General features: G+C 69.4%; 16 protein-coding genes. 4 read left to right on the top strand and 12 right to left on the bottom strand.

Annotation, left to right across the window (positions count from 1 at the left end):
• Nucleotides 1-7: 7 nt before the first annotated feature.
• From AMK34_RS25780 to AMK34_RS25725, 12 genes are all read right to left on the bottom strand, one after another.
• Nucleotides 8-2,038: a hypothetical protein gene (locus AMK34_RS25780; RefSeq protein WP_241832848.1), complete on the bottom strand. Its 2,031-nt coding sequence runs from the start codon at nt 2,036-2,038 to the stop codon at nt 8-10.
• Between the two features lie 175 nt (nt 2,039-2,213).
• Nucleotides 2,214-2,675, bottom strand: coding sequence for a hypothetical protein (locus tag AMK34_RS25775; protein WP_073847042.1), 462 nt, complete (start codon nt 2,673-2,675; stop codon nt 2,214-2,216).
• 216 nt (nt 2,676-2,891) lie between these two features.
• Nucleotides 2,892-3,161 (bottom strand): hypothetical protein, encoded by a 270-nt coding sequence (locus AMK34_RS25770; RefSeq protein WP_038515421.1) that lies wholly within the window; start codon nt 3,159-3,161, stop codon nt 2,892-2,894.
• A 117-nt stretch (nt 3,162-3,278) separates the two neighbouring features.
• Complete coding sequence (locus tag AMK34_RS25765; protein ID WP_037344111.1) at nt 3,279-3,881, bottom strand: TetR/AcrR family transcriptional regulator; 603 nt, start codon at nt 3,879-3,881, stop codon at nt 3,279-3,281.
• Nucleotides 3,878-4,717 (bottom strand): SDR family oxidoreductase, encoded by an 840-nt coding sequence (locus AMK34_RS25760; RefSeq protein ID WP_038515423.1) that lies wholly within the window; start codon nt 4,715-4,717, stop codon nt 3,878-3,880. Before AMK34_RS25760 ends, AMK34_RS25765 begins: the two co-directional genes overlap by 4 nt.
• An 11-nt stretch (nt 4,718-4,728) precedes the next feature.
• Nucleotides 4,729-5,895: an acyl-CoA dehydrogenase family protein gene (locus tag AMK34_RS25755; RefSeq protein WP_016333218.1), complete on the bottom strand. Its 1,167-nt coding sequence runs from the start codon at nt 5,893-5,895 to the stop codon at nt 4,729-4,731.
• Nucleotides 5,892-7,844, bottom strand: a complete 1,953-nt coding sequence (locus AMK34_RS25750; protein WP_073847041.1) for an acetyl/propionyl/methylcrotonyl-CoA carboxylase subunit alpha — start codon at nt 7,842-7,844, stop codon at nt 5,892-5,894. Before AMK34_RS25750 ends, AMK34_RS25755 begins: the two co-directional genes overlap by 4 nt.
• A 183-nt stretch (nt 7,845-8,027) precedes the next feature.
• Nucleotides 8,028-9,626: an acyl-CoA carboxylase subunit beta gene (locus tag AMK34_RS25745; RefSeq protein WP_051972583.1), complete on the bottom strand. Its 1,599-nt coding sequence runs from the start codon at nt 9,624-9,626 to the stop codon at nt 8,028-8,030.
• Nucleotides 9,623-10,771: an acyl-CoA dehydrogenase family protein gene (locus tag AMK34_RS25740; protein ID WP_073847040.1), complete on the bottom strand. Its 1,149-nt coding sequence runs from the start codon at nt 10,769-10,771 to the stop codon at nt 9,623-9,625. The genes AMK34_RS25745 and AMK34_RS25740 overlap by 4 nt, the downstream gene beginning before the upstream one ends.
• Nucleotides 10,768-12,465 (bottom strand): acyclic terpene utilization AtuA family protein, encoded by a 1,698-nt coding sequence (locus AMK34_RS25735; RefSeq protein ID WP_198941738.1) that lies wholly within the window; start codon nt 12,463-12,465, stop codon nt 10,768-10,770. The genes AMK34_RS25740 and AMK34_RS25735 overlap by 4 nt, the downstream gene beginning before the upstream one ends.
• Nucleotides 12,462-13,256 carry a TIGR03084 family metal-binding protein gene (locus tag AMK34_RS25730; protein WP_073847039.1) on the bottom strand — a complete coding sequence of 265 codons (795 nt, stop codon included), beginning with the start codon at nt 13,254-13,256 and terminating at the stop codon, nt 12,462-12,464. The genes AMK34_RS25735 and AMK34_RS25730 overlap by 4 nt, the downstream gene beginning before the upstream one ends.
• 339 nt (nt 13,257-13,595) lie before the next feature.
• Nucleotides 13,596-14,450: an NAD(P)-dependent oxidoreductase gene (locus tag AMK34_RS25725; protein ID WP_073847038.1), complete on the bottom strand. Its 855-nt coding sequence runs from the start codon at nt 14,448-14,450 to the stop codon at nt 13,596-13,598.
• A gap of 50 nt (nt 14,451-14,500) precedes the next feature.
• Between AMK34_RS25725 and AMK34_RS25720 the strand changes: the two genes are divergently transcribed.
• From AMK34_RS25720 to AMK34_RS25705, 4 genes are read left to right on the top strand one after another with little or no spacing between them, the layout of a single operon-like run.
• Complete coding sequence (locus AMK34_RS25720) at nt 14,501-14,893, top strand: MerR family transcriptional regulator (RefSeq protein WP_038523787.1); 393 nt, start codon at nt 14,501-14,503, stop codon at nt 14,891-14,893.
• Nucleotides 14,890-15,360, top strand: a complete 471-nt coding sequence (locus tag AMK34_RS25715) for a tetratricopeptide repeat protein (protein ID WP_073847037.1) — start codon at nt 14,890-14,892, stop codon at nt 15,358-15,360. The genes AMK34_RS25720 and AMK34_RS25715 overlap by 4 nt, the downstream gene beginning before the upstream one ends.
• A 41-nt stretch (nt 15,361-15,401) precedes the next feature.
• Nucleotides 15,402-16,241: an enoyl-CoA hydratase-related protein gene (locus AMK34_RS25710; RefSeq protein WP_038515439.1), complete on the top strand. Its 840-nt coding sequence runs from the start codon at nt 15,402-15,404 to the stop codon at nt 16,239-16,241.
• A complete protein-coding gene (locus AMK34_RS25705) occupies nt 16,226-16,846 on the top strand; it encodes an acetoacetate decarboxylase family protein (protein WP_073847036.1) in 621 nt (206 codons plus the stop codon). The genes AMK34_RS25710 and AMK34_RS25705 overlap by 16 nt, the downstream gene beginning before the upstream one ends.
• Nucleotides 16,847-16,941: the final 95 nt, after the last annotated feature.

Below are 16,941 nucleotides of genomic sequence, written 5' to 3'. Positions count from 1 at the left end.
TTCCGGGTCAGGGGAATTCGCCGCGACGGGCGGCTTCCTTGGCCGACACGAGCGCGCCGACGTCGGGCTGGTGCGAAGTGGTGGCCAGCGCGGCGAAGGCATTCGCGATCACCTGGTGCTGAGCCTGCCCGCGGACCGCGAAGGGGTTGGCGGTCAGCCAGCCCGCCGCGATGAGCCGGGCGACGTTGTTCCGGATCTCGGACCGGCCGGCCGGGCATTGCGCGTTGTCGAGGTTGACGAGTTCTTCGTACAGTTCCGCGTGATCCCGCTCGGGCGGCAGATCGTCCGGCGCGTTCAGCACGAGTTCGAGCTTCGCGATCCACTCCGCGTGCGGGATCCGGTTGAACTCGCGCTCGAAGAACGTGACCACTTCGCCGATGTCGCCCAGCGCGAGATTGCAGTAGGCCAGGCGCACCGGATCCTGCGCGGTGTCCGGATCGTCGCGCAGCGCCTTGAACTGGTCGGTGTAGGTCGGCCCGTCCCCGTCACCGCGGCGGGCCAGCGCGGACACCAGGTTCGCCGCGATCCACGGATGCAGGGCGGCCTGGTCGTCGGTCGAACCGGGCGAGTTCCTGGCCGTCACCCACAACGAGGTGCGCAGTTCGGTCAGGATCCGGCCGACGTGTGGCTGGTCGATCCGGCTCTGCGCGGCGTCCGGGATCAGCCAGGGCGCGGTCGCGAACGGGGCCGCGGTCACGAAGTCGTCGACGTGGACGTCGTCGAGATGTTCGGTCAAGGCGAGCTCGGTCAGCCTGCGGTAGCAGGGATCCTGCTCGCCACGCGGGTCGGTGGTGAGCAGGTCTCGATCGCCCTCGCGCGCGTCGCTCCCCCGCAACCGCCCGGTGAGCTGCTCGACCGCCGACGGCAGCCCGCCGGTCGCCCGGTGCGCGAGCGTGACCTTCGGCGTCCGCGCGCCGGAATCGAGGATCCGCGCGATCCGCCCGATCGACTGCGGCGAGATCCGGACCGGGTAATAGGCCGAGTCGAGCGCGCCGTTGGCCGGGTTCGCCCAGTCCTCGTAGGAAGCCTCCTCGCAGTCCACCATCGGCCGGACGGCGGGCGGGGCGCCGGACGCGGGCTTCCACGGCGCCAGCCAGGCGGTGCCCCAGTCGTCGTGCCACCGCCCGCTGGTGGCGATCACCAGCAGCGCGTCGTGTGCCTCGCGGTCGTTCGGATGCTGGACGGCATGCCGTTCCCTGGCCGCGATCAGATCGGCGAGGAACTCGGTCCCGCCGGGGTGGTCGACGTCGTCGAGTACCACGACCCAGTTGTGCCAGTGCCTGCGCTGCAGCGAGATGTCGCAGGTACAGGGGCTCTTCTCCTCCGGCTTGGCCATCCGGGGATGATTCTCCCGGACGTCGCCGAGGAACGCCGCCATCAGCCATTCGGTGACCGCCTTGGCGTCACGGGCGCTGCCGTGCGCGAGCCGGTTGAGTTCGAGCAGCGCGTCGAACGGGGATCTCCCCTCGGCGTGGGGGAAGTCCGCCAGCGACCGCAGCGCCTTCCCGAGCCGGGGCCGGATGTTCCGGACCAGATGCGGGAACGTCTGGCGGAACAGATCCGCGTACGGGGGCTCGACGAGACCGGTCGCCTTCGCCGTCTCGGTCAGCGTGTCGAGCGTGCTGTCCATCGCCGGTGTCCAGATGATCCGGTCGAGACTGCCGAGCAGCGACTTCAGTTGCGCCAGGTCGTCGTCGCGATTTCGACCGGAAAGCTCCGCCTGCACTGCGATCAGCGCAATCGTGAAACGAATGAACTGCGGTTTCGGTCGATTTCGCCATTTCCTCGAAAACGAATAGGCCAGTTTCGTGAGCACGTCGATCGTGCCCGCCCTGCCGCCTTGCCCGAAATCGAATCCGGCGTGGACGACACCCCAGCCCAGGTCGCGGCGGATCGCCTCCAGTGCCGTGGTCTTCCCCGAACCGACCGGTCCGAGCAGCAGCGTCACCGGCTGCGGGCGCGACGGATTCCCCGTCTCGCGGTTGATCAGCATTCTCCGGGCGAACTGCACCGCGGGAGAATGTCGGTCCACACTCATTTTCCTGTTCAGCCCCTAGCCGTGCTCCGGGAGGAATGGAGAGTGCGAACCATCGTAGGTATCCGGCCGAAGGCGGGGCACAGGAAAAATGACACCAGACACGAATGGACGAAATCGGGGATGAATCGTGATTCTCGGTCGACGGTGAGCGACGACGCCGATCACCCGATCGGCGCTACCGGCCCCATTGCGGCCAGCGGCCGCCTTGATGACCGCCGCCGTAATACCAGTCGTAGTACTGGTCGAAGTCGTGGTGACCGGCGCGCGGATCCGGCCGCTCTTCGGGTTCCGGCGTGGGGGTCGGGGACGGCGTCTCCGAGCCGTGCATCGACGCGGTCATCGGCGGCGGGGGCGCGACGCTGCCGCCCGAGGGTCCAGACGGGACGGGCGAGGAGGCCGGGACGTCGATCGCCTGCGGCGCGATGGTCAGCGACGGCGGCAGGAGCGGAGTACCGGGGACGACGCCGCCCGGGTCGGAAGGAATGAGCACGACGGCCAACAGCCCGCCGACGAGCACGCCGCCCGCCGAAAGCGCCGAGATCCACCGGATCCTGCCGGTGCCCGGAGCGGCTTCCGGAGCCCGGTGCCTCGGCCCGCGCGGTCCCCGGCGACGGGGTGCCGCGCCGGCTTCCCGCATCAACTCGCTCAGCGTCCGTTGATGAACCCGCTGGCGAGTTCGACACAGCGGGTTCAGAGCGTCCTCACCGGTATCGCGGCGAGCCGTGCGTGCCATCGGCACCTCCCAACCCGGTCCGTCGCCCGGCGACGGCCTCATCCCGGGGTGGATCCTAGGAACGCGGGAGGTGCTTGTAAACGGTCGTCGTCCACTGCGGACAGACGATGCGGTGAAAGGTCAGGCGGCGGCGGTGACCGCGATCGCGGCTTCGCCCGCCTCGGTCAGCTCGGCGGGCACCCGGCCGGTGACGGCGGAGGGTCCGGAGGACTCGGCGGGGCGGATGTACCCGCCGTGGGCCAGCGCGTGCGCGGTCATCTGATCGCAGCAGGCGAACCCGTCGATGAAGAGATCCGGCTCGCAGCTGCACGACATCTGGGCACGGCGCGCCGCGACCGCTCGCAGCATCGCCATCGCGCGATGGGACAGTTCGACCTCTGAACCGGACACCGGACTGGACCTCTCTCGATCAGCCACCTGAATCAGCAGCACTTACACCGTGTTATCGGCCGCTGCTCCATCAGTGTTAACAAGATCTCAGACGTCGGTGGTGACTTTTCGGTTCCGTCAGATCTTCGCCGACGCCAAGGTCGGTTCCAGGACCCGCGCCCACTGCGCGACGATCTGCTTGCGCCGCTTCGTGTCGTCGGTCAGCAGGTTCGCCAGGCCCAGGCCGCGGGCAAGATCGAGAGTGGCCTGGACCAGCTCGCGAACGCCCTGGTGGGACTCGTCGACGCCGAGCAGCTCGACGGTCACCCGGTGTGCTTCCCGGCCGACCCTGGCCTCCAGCGGCACCAGGGTCGCCCGGAGCGAGTCGTCGGTCGATGCCGCGACCCACAGGTGGAGCGCGGCACGGAACAGCGGCCCGCTGTAGAGGTTGAGCACCATGTCGACGGCCCGCTCGATCCGCGACCGGCCCGACGGCAGTTCCGCCGCGCGGGCCCGCAGTTCCACGATCTGGATCTCGCCGACGTGCTCGACCGCGGCGGCGACCAGGTCCTCCCTGGTCGGGAAGTGATGCTGGGCGGCGCCGCGCGAGACCCCGGCGCGTTCGGCGATGACCGCGACGGTGGTCCCGTGCCAGCCCAGCTCCCCGATCGTCTCGACGGCGGCCTCGACCAGCCGCCGCCGGGTCGTGCGGCTGCGCTCCTGCTGTGGTTCGCGGATCACGGGGTGCGGCTTTCGACCCAGAAGTCGAGCTGCAGGTCTTCCTCCCGCCCGCCGACGCGGTACTTCGCGAAGTCGGTGACGCCCTCGGCGGCCAGCACCTCGTCGTCGAGATAGAAATTCCCCGTCGCCTCGGTGCTCGGTTTGGTGAGGATCGCGTGCGCGGCGTCCGCCATGATCTCCGGCGTCCGCGATTTGGCCGCCAGCTCCGCGCCGACGACGTTGCGGATCGCCGCGGTGTCGATCGTCGTGCGCGGCCACAGCGAGTTCGCCGCGATGCCGTACGGCCGCAGTTCCGCGGCGAGTCCGACGGTCACCAGGCTCATCGAGTACTTCGCGATGCTGTACGCGAGGTGCCCGGCCTGGAACCACTTCTCGTCGAGGCTGATCGGCGGCGACAGCGTCAGGATGTGCGCGTTCTCCGCGAGCTTCAGATACGGGATGGCAAGCTTCGACAGCAGGAACGACCCGCGCGCGTTGATGTCCTGCATCAGGTCGTAGCGTTTCATGCTGACGGATTCGGTCGGGGTCAGGTCGATCGCGCTCGCGTTGTTGAGCACGATGTCGATCCCGCCGAACTGCTCCGCGGTCCGCGCGATCGCGGCCTCGACCGACGTGTCGTCGCGGACGTCGCCGACGATCGGCAGCGCCTGCCCGCCGGCGTCCTCGATCGCCTTGGCCGCGGTGTAGAGCGTGCCCGGCAGCTTCGGATGCGGCTCGGCGGTCTTGGCCAGCAGGGCGATGTTCGCCCCGTCGCGGGCGGCGCGGACCGCGATGGCCTCGCCGATCCCGCGGCTGCCGCCGGAGATGATGATCGTCTTGCCGTGGAGCGTGCTCATACGTCCACCTCTCAGTAGGAGCGGGGCAGGCCGAGGCTGTGCTGGCCGACGAAGTTGAGCACCATCTCGCGGCTCACCGGCGCGATCCGGCCGAGGCGGACGGCCGTGACCAGCGTGCCCAGCCCGTATTCGCTGGCCAGCCCGTTGCCGCCGTGGGTCTGCACGGCCTGGTCGACCGCGCGGATGGCGACCTCGGCGGCCGCGTACTTCGCCATGTTCGCCGACTCGCCCGCGCCGAAGTCGTCGCCGGAGTCGTAGAGCGACGCCGCCTTCTGCGTCATGAGCTTGGCCAGTTCCAGCTCGATCTTGATCTCGGCCAGCGGATGCGCGAGCCCCTGGTGGGTGCCGATCGGCGCGCCCCACACCTTGCGCTCGTTGGCGTAGCCGACGGCCTTCCCCAGCGCGTAGCGCGCGATGCCGAGCGAGAACGACGCGCCCATGATGCGTTCGGGGTTGAGCCCGGCGAACAGCTGCGCGATCGCCGCGTCCTCCTCGCCGACCAGCGCGTCGGCCGGCAGGTGGACGTCGTCGAGGAACAGGCCGAACTGCTTCTCCGGCGAGACGATGTCCATGTCGATCTGCTTGTACTCGAAGCCGGGCGTGTCGGTCGGGACGGTGAACAGCGCGGGCTTGAGCTTGCCGGTCTTCGCGTCCTCGGTGCGGCCGACGACCAGGACGGCGTCCGCCTCGTCGACGCCGGAGATGTAGACCTTCCGTCCACTGAGGACCCAACCGTCGGCGTCCCGCTTCGCGGTGGTGGTGATCTTGTGCGAGTTCGACCCGGCGTCCGGTTCGGTGATCGCGAAGACCATCCGCCTGCTGCCGTCGGCGATGCCCGGAAGCCAGCGCTTCTTCTGCTCGTCGGTGCCGAAACGCGAGATGACCGTGCCGCAGATCGCCGGCGAGACGACCATGAGCAGCAGCGGGGAGCCCGCCGCGGCGAGTTCTTCGAGCACCGCGGCGAGATCCGCGATCCCCGCTCCCCCGCCGCCGTACTCCTCGGGCAGGTTCACGCCGAGGTAGCCCAGCCGTCCGGCCTCGGCCCACAGTTCCTCGGTCTTGAGCCCGGCACGCGCCTGCTTGGCGTAGTACTCGTACCCGTACTTCTTGCCGAGTTCGGCGACCGCGGCCCGCAGCGCGACGCGCTCCTCGGGCTCGGTGAAGTTCATCGCGTTCATTCTTCGTCTCCTACCACCGCGAGGATCGTGCCCACTTCGACCTGTTGTCCGACCACCACCGGGAGTTCGGTCACGACGCCGTCGGCGGGCGCCGCGATCCGGTGTTCCATCTTCATCGCTTCGAGCCACAGCAACGGATCGCCGGTCTTCACGGTGTCGCCCGCCTCGACCGCGAGCCGGACGACCGTGCCCGGCATCGGCGCCACGAGCGAACCGGCGGCGAGCGCCGCGTCGGGATCGGTGTACCTCGGCACCACGCCCAGTTCGACGGAGCCGTCCGGCGAATCGACGTACACCGTGTCGCCGTACCGCGCGACGGCGAACTTCCGCCGTACCCCGGAAATCTCCAGGACCACGGCGCCGCGCTCGGCGGAAACCAGTTCGACACCTTCGAATCCGTCGGCACGCAGACCGTCCCGGCCGAGGCCGTAGCCGACCTCGATCTCATCGTCGCCGTGACGAAAACGTTTGCGCTGCCCTTGGGACCGGACGTTGCGCCAGCCGCTCGGCAGCCGGCGCTGAACCCGGGCCTCCGAGCGATTCGCGGCCGCACCGGCCAAAGCCGCGGCCAGCGCGGAAATCCGTACGGTGTCCACAGTGGCCAGTGGGGCCGCCAGGGTTTCGAGACCGTGCCGGTCGAAGAACGCCGTGTCGGTCTCTCCGGCGAGGAAAGCCTCGTGGCGCAACACGTTCACCAGCAGGTCGCGGTTGGTCACCACGCCGTGGATCTCCGCGCCCGCCAAGGCTCCGGCCAGCGCCCGCGCCGCGCTCCGGCGATCCGGGGCGTACGCGATGACCTTGGCGAGCATCGGGTCGTAGTGCACACCCACGGTCTGGCCGCTGACGAAACCCGAGTCGAGCCGGACACCCGGACCGACCTCGAATTCCCGCTGTGCCGCGGGAAGCTCGAAACGGTGCAAGGTGCCGCTCTGCGGCTGCCAGCCCGCGGCGGGGTCTTCGGCGTAGAGCCGGACCTCGATGGCGTGACCCCGCGTTTCGGGCTCGTCGATCGGGAGGTGCTCGCCCTCCGCGATCCGCAGCTGCAACGAGACGAGGTCGAGCCCCGTCGTGGCCTCGGTGACCGGATGCTCGACCTGGAGCCGGGTGTTCATCTCCAGGAAGTAGAAGCGCCCGTCCGGTCCGGCGAGGAACTCCACCGTTCCGGCACCGACGTAGTCGATCGCCTGCGCGGCCTTGCGGGCGGCGTCGAACAGCGCCTCCCGCATGGCCTCGTCGACGAACGGCGACGGCGCCTCTTCGACGACCTTCTGGTGACGGCGCTGGATCGAGCACTCGCGCTCCCCCACCGCCCACACCGTGCCGTGGGTGTCGGCGAGCACCTGGACCTCGATATGCCTGCCGGTCTCCAGGTACCGCTCGCAGAACACGGTCGGGTCGCCGAACGCCGACGCGGCCTCCGCGCTCGCGCCTTCGACGGCCTCGGCGAGTTCGCCGAGCGTCCGCACGACACGCATACCGCGTCCGCCACCTCCGGCGGAAGCCTTGACCAGCAACGGAAGGTCGGCTTCGGTGACCTCGGCCGGGTCCAATTCGGACAGGATCGGGACACCGGCCTCGGCCATCATCCGCTTGGACTCGACCTTGGAGCCCATGCTCTCGATGGCCTCCGGCGGCGGGCCGACCCAAGTGAGTCCCGCGTCGAGCACGGCGCGCGCGAACCCGGCGTTCTCGGACAGGAACCCGTAGCCGGGGTGGATCGCGTCGGCGCCGGTCTCCACGGCCGCCTTGATCAGCAGCTCGGCCCGCAAGTATGTGTCGGCGGGCGCGTTGCCCGGCAGGCGGACGGCGACGTCCGCCTCGGCGGTGTGCGGCGCGTCGGCGTCCGCGTCGGAGAACACCGCGACCGTGCCGATCCCGGCGTCGCGGCAGGTGCGGAACACGCGGCGGGCGATCTCCCCGCGGTTGGCGACCAGAAGTTTCTCGATCATGCCGCTCACTGTCCTTTACGCGAGATTGCGCGCGTCCGCGATCGGGTCGCCAGGGCGCGACTTCGCGTAGAATCCGCGCGGTTCGTCGACAAGCGCCCTGCCACCCCGATAGCGGGGCCTTCGGCAGAGCGCGCGCCTTTACGTGAATTTGGTTGCCGCGACATCAGTCTGCTCCGCCTCCCGTCACATACGGAAGACGCCGAAGCCTTCGGCGCCCTTCACTGGTCCATTGTGGATCACGGACAGGCTGAGCCCGAGCACCGTGCGGGTGTCGCGGGGATCGATGATCCCGTCGTCGTAGAGCATCCCGGAGAGGAACATCGGCATCGACTCGGCCTCGATCTGCCCTTCCACCATGGCGCGCATGGCGGCGTCGTGCTCCTCGTTGTACTCCTGCCCGCGCGACGCGGCCGCGGCCCTGGCCACGATGGACAGCACGCCCGCCAGCTGCTGCGGGCCCATGACCGCGGATTTCGCGCTGGGCCAGGCGAACAGGAAGCGGGGATCGTAGGCCCGGCCGCACATCCCGTAGTGCCCGGCACCGTAGGAGGCGCCCATGAGCACCGAAAGATGCGGCACCTTCGAGTTCGACACGGCGTTGATCATCATCGCGCCGTGTTTGATGATGCCGCTCTGCTCGTACTCCTTGCCGACCATGTAGCCGGTGGTGTTGTGCAGGAAGACCAGCGGTGTGTCGATCTGGTTGGCCAGCTGGATGAACTGCGCGGCCTTCTGCGACTCCTCGCCGAACAGCACACCTTGGGCGTTGGCGAGGATGCCGACCGGGTAACCGTGGATACTCGCCCAGCCGGTGGCGAGACTGCTGCCGTACAAGGGTTTGAACTCGTCGAAGTCCGAACCGTCGGCGACCCTGGCGATCACCTCGCGCGGATCGAACGGCACCTTGAGATCGGTGGGCACGATGCCGAGCAGGTCTTCGGCGGAGTACAGCGGCTCCGCGTAATCCGGCTTGGGCGTCGGGCCCTGTTTGGTCCAGTTGAGCCGTTTGACGATACTGCGGCCGAGCCGGATCGCGTCCTCTTCGTCCGCCGCGAGGTAGTCGGCGAGGCCCGAGGTGCGGGCGTGCATTTCGGCGCCGCCGAGCGATTCGTCGTCGGATTCCTCGCCGGTCGCCATCTTGACCAGCGGCGGGCCGCCGAGGAACACCTTCGCGCGTTCCTTGACCATCACGACGTAGTCCGACATGCCGGGCAGGTACGCGCCACCCGCGGTCGAGTTTCCGAACACCAGCGCGATCGTGGGCACCTTCGCCGCCGAGGACCGCGTGAGGTCACGGAAGATCCGGCCGCCGGGGATGAAGATCTCCTTCTGCGTCGGCAGATCCGCCCCGCCGGACTCGACGAGGTTGATCACCGGCAGCCGGTTCTGCGCGGCGATGTCCGCGGCGCGGTAGCTCTTCTTGGCCGTCCACGGGTTGCTCGCCCCGCCTTTGACCGTCGGGTCGCTGGCGGAGATCATGCACTCGACGCCTTCGACGACGCCGATGCCGGTGATCACGCTGGCGCCGACCTGGTAGTCCGAACCCCAGGCCGCCAGCGGCGAAAGCTCCAGGAACGGCGAGTCCTCATCGAGGAGGAGCTCGATCCGCTCGCGGGCCAGCAGCTTGCCGCGTTTGCGATGCCGGGAGACGTACTTCTCACCGCCACCCGCGATCGCCTTGGCGTGCTCGCCGTCGATCTCGGCGAGTTTGCCGAGCATGGATTCGCGATTCTCCGCGAACTCCTCGCTCCGCGTGTCCACAGTGGACCGTATCGTGCTCATGCGGTGTATCCCAATCGCTTCGCGGCCAAGCCGGTGAGGATCTCGTTGGTCCCGCCGCCGATACCGAGGATGCGCACGTCACGGTAGTGACGCTCCACTTCGGACTCCCGCATGTAGCCGAGTCCGCCGTGCAGCTGCACGGCCTCGTTGACCACCCATTCGGCGGTCTCGACGGCGGTGTTCTTCGCGAAACAGGCTTCGGCGATGACCTCTTCGCCCGCGACGTGCCGCTGCGCGACCTGGCGGGTATAGGTGCGGGCGACGTCGATCTTGCGGGCCATCTCGGTGAGCTTGTGCTGCACCAGCTGACGGGAGATCAGCGGGCGGCCGAAGGTCTCGCGCAGGCGGCACCAGTCCAAGGTCAGGTCGAGTGCCCGCTGCGCGTGCGCGTAACCCTGCACGGCCAGCGAGACCCGTTCGGTGACGAACTGCGTGGCGACCTGCGCGAAGCCGCTGTTCTCGGCGCCGATCAGGTTCTCCGCGGGAACCCGGACGTCCACATAGGACAGCTCGGCGGTGTCCGAGCAGAGCCAGCCCATCTTCTCCAGCTTGCGGGAGACGGTGAAACCCGGCGTGCCGCGTTCGACCACGATGAGCGAGATCCCGTGGGCGCCGGCTTCCCCGGTGCGGACCACGGTGGTCACGAAATCGGCGCGGCAGCCCGAGGTGATGAAGGTCTTGGCACCGTTGATGACGTACTCGTCGCCCTCGCGTACCGCCGTCGTGCGGATCCCGGCGACGTCGGAACCGCCGTCGGGTTCGGTGACCGCGAGCGAGCCGATCTTGACGCCTTCCAGTGTCGGCCGGACCCAGCGCTCGATCTGCACCGGATCCCCGGCCGCCGCGATATGCGGGACGGCGATGCCGCAGGTGAACAGCGAGGCGAAGAGGCCACCGGATCCGCCCGCGTAGTGCAGTTCCTCGGCGATGACGACGGCGTCGAGGTAGTCGCCGCCCCCACCGCCGACCTCCTCGGGGAAGCCGACGCCGAGCAAGCCGAGCTCCCCGGCCTTGCGGTGCAGATCGAGGGGCAGTTCGCCCTCGCGCTCCCACTCGTCGAGGTACGGCAGGATCTCGGTTTCGGCGAACCGCCGGACGGTCTTGCGCAGTTCGGCGCGTTCCGGCGTGGCGAAGGGGTCGGTCACAGGAGGGCCTCCGGGATGTCGATCTCGCGGGAGCGCAGCCATTCCCCGAGCGCCTTCGCCTGCGGGTCGAACCGCGCCTGCGACGCGACGCCCTCGCCGAGGATGCCTTCGACGACGAAGTTGACCGCCCGCAGGTTCGGCAGCAGGTGCCGCCGGACCTCGAGGTCCGCGGTCTCCGGGAGCAGCAGTTTGAACTCGGTGACGGTCAGCCGGTGCGCGAGCCAGCGCCACGCCTCGTCGGAACGCGCCCAGACGCCGACGTTCGCGTTGCCGCCCTTGTCGCCGCTGCGGGCGCCGACCACTTTGCCGAGCGGCACTCTGCGGACTTCGGCCTGGGTGAACGGCGCGGGCAGAGCGGATTCGTCCACTTCGGACAGAGGCAAGGTCTCGGCGGCGGGCGCGATGTCGCGGCGCGTTCCGTCCGGCAGGACGGCGACGTGCGGCACCTCTTTCGCGTCGACGAAAGCAGCACGATAGACGCCGTAGGGCGAGGCGGCCGCGGGCGGCGCGGTGACGTGGAACCCGGGATAGCTCGCCAGCGCGAGCTCGATCGCCGCGCCGCTGAACGCGCGCCCCGCGACCTCCGGATCGGCGTCCTTCACCGCGACGTGCAGCAACGCGCTCGCCTGCTGCTCGGTTTCGGCGTCGGGCCGGTCGGTGCGGGCCAGGGTCCACCGGACGTCGGCGGGCGGCCGGGCCTTGAGCGCGCCTTCGAGTTGTTCCTTGACCAGAGCGGCTTTCGCCTCGACGTCGAGTCCGGTGAGGACGAACGTCGTCTCGTTGCGGAAACCGCCGAGCCCGTTCAGACAGACCTTGAGTGTCGGAGGCGGCGGCTCGCCCGTGACGCCGCTGATCCGGACCCGGTCCTGGCCGTCCTCGGTGAGGGTCAGCGTGTCGAACCGCGTCGTGACGTCCGGCCCGGCATAACGGGCGCCGGTGATCTCGTAGAGCAGTTGCGCCGTAACGGTTCCGGCGTTCACGACACCGCCGGTACCGGGGTGTTTGGTGATCACGCTGGAGCCGTCGGCGGAGATCTCGGCGATCGGGAACCCCGGGACGCCGATCTCGTGCTCGGTGAAGAAGGCGTAGTTTCCGCCGGTGGCCTGCGTCCCGCATTCGATCACGTGCCCGGCCGCGACCGCGCCCGCCAGCGCGTCGTAGTCGTCGCGCGCCCAGCCGAAGTGCGCGGCGGCGGGCCCGACGATCACCGATGCGTCGGTGACGCGCCCGGTCACCACGATGTCGGCGCCCGCGTTCAGGCATTCCGCGATCCCCCACGCGCCGAGATAGGCGTTGGCGGTCAAGGTCTTGCCGAAGCCGAGCTCCTCAGCGCGCTGGATGAGGTCGTCGCCCTCGACGTGCGCGATCGCGACGTCGACGCCGAGCTTCGCGGCCAGTTCGCGGAGCGCGTCCGCCAGCCCGGCGGGGTTGAGCCCGCCCGCGTTCGCGACGATCTTGACGCCTTTTTCCTTGGCCAGCGCGAGATTCTGCTCCATCTGGCGCAGGAACGTCTTGGCGTAACCGCGGTTCGGGTCCTTCATCCGGTCGCGGCCGAGGATGAGCATGGTCAGTTCGGCCAGGTAGTCGCCGGTCAGCACGTCGAGCGGGCCGCCGGTGAGCATCTCGTGGACCGCGGAGAACCGGTCGCCGTAGAACCCGGACGCGTTGCCGATGCGGATCGGGGCCGGGGTCACGCGAACTGCCCCGGCTTCCGGCCGGCTCCGGGAGGTCCGGCGAAGGCCTGTGCGATCCCGAGCCATTCCTCGACGTCCTTGCCGGTGGCGACCAGGTCGGTGTCGGCGGGGTGACGGCGCTGGGTGATCACGAGGCAGAAGTCGACCGCGCTCCCGGTGAGCCGCTGTCCGGCGTCCTCGGGGCCGAAAGCCCAGGTGGTGCCGTCGGGCGCGGTCAGCTCGACGCGGAATTCCTCGTGGGGCGGGGCGAGCGCGTTGAGCTTGTAGGCGAAGTCGCGCGTGCGGGTGCCGAACCGGGCGATGTGCCAGATCCGGGCGGTGTTCTCGCGCGCGACGCCGAGCGCGTCGAAGATGTCCTGACCGTGCGCCCAGGTCTCCATGAGGCGCGCCGTCACCATGGAGGCGGCACTCATCGGCGGGCCGTACCAGGGAATCTTCTGCCCGTCGGGCACCGCGGCGAGCGCTTCGGCGAGCTCCGCGCGACCGGCGCGCCACTCCTCCAGCAGTTCGCGGGGCGGCGTCTTCGCGCCCTCGGCGGCGCCGTCGTCGACGTAGGACTCGCCCGTCGCGAGCAGCCCTTCGATCTCGGCCTGCCACTCGGCCTCGGACCCGCGCGCCGCGATCAGCGCCTTCTTGTCCGTCCAGGCCAGATGGGCTATCTGATGGGCGATCGTCCAGCCTTCGGCCGGGGTCTGCCGCGCCCAGTCCGACGCGGGCAGATCCGCCACCACGTCGTCGATGGCCTGCGATTCCGCCGCGAGATCCCCAAGGATCACGCCCAGGTCAGCCATGCCCGCCTCCTCGCGTCTCCCCCAGGCTGACACTCGGTGGCGGAAAAATCAAGCGCGCCTGATTGTTTTCCTCGGTCGACGTTCCGTGAAGGCCTCCTTGAGGGACTCTGGGTCTCTCAAGGAGGCCTTCACGGACAGCGGGGACCAGGCCGGCGACCGTTCCGAGGCCGGTCGGGCATCGAGGGAACCCGATCCTCATCGCAGCCCAGTGTCCCCAATGCCACATTGGGGACACCGAATCCCATCTCCCACAACCTCCGCGCGACATCGCCTCGGCAACCCACACACCGATGGTTAGCAGAGGTCCCTCAAGGAGGCCTTCACGGACAGCGGGGCAGCTCAGCTCCCCGGCCGCTCGAATTCCCGGATCAGCACCGGATACTGCTCACCCCCGTGCCCGGAGGCGATCGCGCGGTCGGCCATCGCCTTGATCAGCTTCGGCAGCTCGGCGTTCACACCCAGCGCCTCGCTCTCCTCGACCATGTGCGCCATCGCGCGCGCGTCGGTCTCCAACGCCGACACCTCGGCGGGGAACGAACCCTTGTCGATCTGCTCCGCGTAGCCGGGCAGCCAGTCCGCCACCCCGGCGGCGATCTGCCGCGCGAACGGCGCGTACGTCGCGGCGTCGACACCGGCCGTCTTGAGCATCGCGGTGCCCTGGAGCCACGCGTTCAGGACGCTCCACATCATCGTCAGGCCGGCGACGTCGTAGAGGGAGGCGAGGCCGGGATCCTCGCCGAGGTGGCTGACCGTGCCGAGCGCGCCGAGGTCGAAGTCCGGCCGCGGTCCGCTCAGCAGGATCACCGACTCGTCGGTCCCGATCGACGACGGGATGGCCATGATCGCGCCGTCCAGGTAGCGGGCGCCGTGTTTTTCGGCCCAGGCGGCGGTTTCCCGCGCCTGCGCGGAGTCGCCCGAGGTGAGATTGACCAGGGTCGCGCCGTCGAGACCGGCGTCGCCGAGCAGTTCGCGCACGGCGGAATAGTCGGTGAGGCACACGATCGTCACGCCGCCGAGCGCGTCACCGATCGTGGGCGCGAGCCGCGCGCCTTCGGCCACGAGCGCGTCCGCCTTGGCGGCCGTCCGGTTCCAGACGGTGGTGGGATGCCCGGCCTTCAGGAACGCGCGGGCGAGCGCGGTGCCCATCAGGCCGAGGCCGACGACCGAAATCGGAGTGTTCGTTTTGTCTGTCATGGCACGATCGTCAACGTTGATACCGGTATGAAGGTCAAGTGGGGAAAGCGATGAAGATCGGTGAACTGAGTCACCGGACGGGCGTCAACGCCCATCAGCTGCGCTACTACGAGGCGCAGGGCCTCTTGGAGGCGAGCCGCGGCACGAACGGCTACCGCGAGTACGACGAGACGGCGTTGCTGCGGGTGAGGCAGATCCGCCACCTGCTCGCCGCCGGCCTCTCGTCCGAGGACATCGCGTACCTGCTCCCCTGCGCGATCGGCGAGGAACCGGAGCTGATCGGCTGTCCCGAGCTGCTGGCCGCGATGCGCGAGCGGCTCGGTCGCCTGGACGAGCAGCTGGCCAAGCTGAACCGGTCGCGTGACGCGCTGGCCGAGTACATCGTCGTGGCCGAGCGGGTCGGCGCCGAGACCTATCCGCCGTTCGACGGAACCGCCGCGTGAACGAGGCGATCCGGCTACGGGAGCAGGGCACCGACGAGGCGCGCCTGCGGCTGATCGAGCTGGCCGAGAGGAATCCACGGGACGCCGTGATCGCCTACCAGACCGCGTGGGCCCACGATTCGGCCGGCTTGGAAGCCGAAGCGGCCCCGTTCTACGAGCAGGCGCTCGCGGGCGAGGGTCTGTCCACAGAGGACAGGCACGGGGTGTTCGTCGGGCTCGGCAGCACGTACCGCGTCCTCGGCAGGTACGAGGAGTCGCTCGCGACCCTGCGGCGCGGTCTCGGCGAGTTCCCGGACGACGCGGCACTGAGGACGTTCCTCGCGATGGCGCTCTACAACGCCGGCGAGGCGCGCGAGGCGGCGGGAACCCTGTTGAAGGTGCTCGCCGCGACCAGCGCGGACGACGGCGTCCGGCGATACCGGCGAGCGGTCGAGTACTACGCGGACCATCTGGACGACGTCGAATGAGTCTTGTTGACACCTTGTCAACACTGGCTTACTTTCACGTCATGAGCGCGTACGCCGAAATCACCTACGAGGTCGAAGACCGCATCGCGACGGTCACGCTCAACCGGCCCGAGGCCCGCAACGGCTACACCATCCGCATGGCCGACGAACTCGGCGACGCGATGGATCGCGCCGACCGCGACGAGGACGTCCGGGTGGTGATCCTGACCGGCAACGGCAAGGATTTCTCGGTGGGCGCCGACCTCACGCAGGGCGGTTTCGACTTCGATCCGGAGACCGGGCCGGACGCGGCGTGGCAGGAGCCGGCGGGACGCTGCTCGAAGCGGATCTTCACGATGAACAAGCCGGTGATCGCCGCCCTGCGGGGCGCGGCTGTCGGCGGCGGCGTCACGATCACCCTGTCGTGCGACTACCGCCTCGCCTCCACGGACTCCCGGTTCGGCTTCGTGTTCGTCCGCCGCGGGATCTACCCCGAAGGCGCGTCCGCGTGGTTCCTTCCCCGGCTCGTCGGGATGGGCACGGCACTCGACTGGATGATCAGCGGCCGCGTCTTCGGCGCCGAGGAGGCGAAGACCGCCGGACTGGTCCACAGTGTCCACGAGCCAGAAGAAGTGCTCGGCAAGGCACGCGAACTCGCTCGCGAGATCGCCGCGACCACGTCGCCGGTCTCGGTCGCCGTGACCCGCCAGCTGCTGTACCGGATGGCGAGCGCGGAATCGCCGTTCCCCGTGCACGAGCTCGACTCCCGGCTGATCGGCGGCCTGGGCTCCAGCCCGGACGCGGTCGAAGGCGTCGTGTCCTTCCTGCAGAAACGACCACCGGAGTTCTCCATGCGCGTCGACACCGACCAGCCCGCCTACCTGCCATGGCTGAACAAGTGACCGCGTATCCCCCGGAGCCCTGGAACCTGGCCGGTCAGGCATATCTGTCGATCTGGCGTGTCCCGGTGAGCGAACTGCCCGCACTGCCCGGCGGCGTCGAGCCGATCGTGGTCGGCGGCCGCGCCCAGGTGTTCACCGCCTGGATCGACTACCAGGAACCCGGGCAGCTCCAGTACCACGAGCTGCTGGCGACGGTCGCGGTCCGCGGCGAGCGCCTCTCCAGCTCCATCACCGACATCTGGGTCGACAGCGAGGTCTCGCTCGCCGGCGGGCGGGCACTGTGGGGCATCCCCAAGGATCTCGCCGCGCTCGACTTCGCCCACGGACGGACCTTCACCGCCTCGGCGGCCACACAGGAAGACTGGATCGCGACGGCGGCCTTCACGCCCCGCCCGAGCCTCCCGGTACGGATGCCCGCGGCCTTCGACGTCGTCCAAATGCTGGACGGCCGTCTCAAAAGGAGCCCCGTCCGGGCGAAGGTGAGGCCTTGTCCGGCGGCCGCGGACTGGCGGATCAACGAGTCCGGGCCGTTCGGCTTCCTGGCCGGTCAGCGGCCCGTCCTGAACGCCTGCCTGCGCGATTTCAAGATCGTCTTCGGCGGTTGACCAGCCGCTCAGCGTGATCGTCTAACCCGCCAGGGTGAGCCGACGACACGCCACCCATTGGGGCACGTGCAGCCTCCGACCCCTACATGTAGTCT

It is taken from the genome of Amycolatopsis sp. CB00013, from assembly GCF_001905755.1.
GTDB lineage: Bacteria > Actinomycetota > Actinomycetes > Mycobacteriales > Pseudonocardiaceae > Amycolatopsis > Amycolatopsis japonica.
The sequence above is the reverse complement of the archived record's forward strand: the minus strand, read 5'-3'. Positions and strand labels throughout refer to the sequence as shown.

Bases quoted from the DNA above. Each gene is read 5' to 3' on its own strand.
- AMK34_RS25780 (WP_241832848.1), bottom strand. From the start codon at position 2,038: ATGAGTGTGGACCGACATTCTCCCGCGGTGCAGTTCGCCCGGAGAATG.
- AMK34_RS25775 (WP_073847042.1), bottom strand. From the start codon at position 2,675: ATGCGGGAAGCCGGCGCGGCACCCCGTCGCCGGGGACCGCGCGGGCCG.
- AMK34_RS25760 (WP_038515423.1), bottom strand. From the start codon at position 4,717: ATGAGCACGCTCCACGGCAAGACGATCATCATCTCCGGCGGCAGCCGC.
- AMK34_RS25755 (WP_016333218.1), bottom strand. From the start codon at position 5,895: ATGAACGCGATGAACTTCACCGAGCCCGAGGAGCGCGTCGCGCTGCGG.
- AMK34_RS25750 (WP_073847041.1), bottom strand. From the start codon at position 7,844: ATGATCGAGAAACTTCTGGTCGCCAACCGCGGGGAGATCGCCCGCCGC.
- AMK34_RS25745 (WP_051972583.1), bottom strand. From the start codon at position 9,626: ATGAGCACGATACGGTCCACTGTGGACACGCGGAGCGAGGAGTTCGCG.
- AMK34_RS25730 (WP_073847039.1), bottom strand. From the start codon at position 13,256: ATGGCTGACCTGGGCGTGATCCTTGGGGATCTCGCGGCGGAATCGCAG.
- AMK34_RS25725 (WP_073847038.1), bottom strand. From the start codon at position 14,450: ATGACAGACAAAACGAACACTCCGATTTCGGTCGTCGGCCTCGGCCTG.
- AMK34_RS25720 (WP_038523787.1), top strand. From the start codon at position 14,501: ATGAAGATCGGTGAACTGAGTCACCGGACGGGCGTCAACGCCCATCAG.
- AMK34_RS25710 (WP_038515439.1), top strand. From the start codon at position 15,402: ATGAGCGCGTACGCCGAAATCACCTACGAGGTCGAAGACCGCATCGCG.
- AMK34_RS25705 (WP_073847036.1), top strand. From the start codon at position 16,226: ATGGCTGAACAAGTGACCGCGTATCCCCCGGAGCCCTGGAACCTGGCC.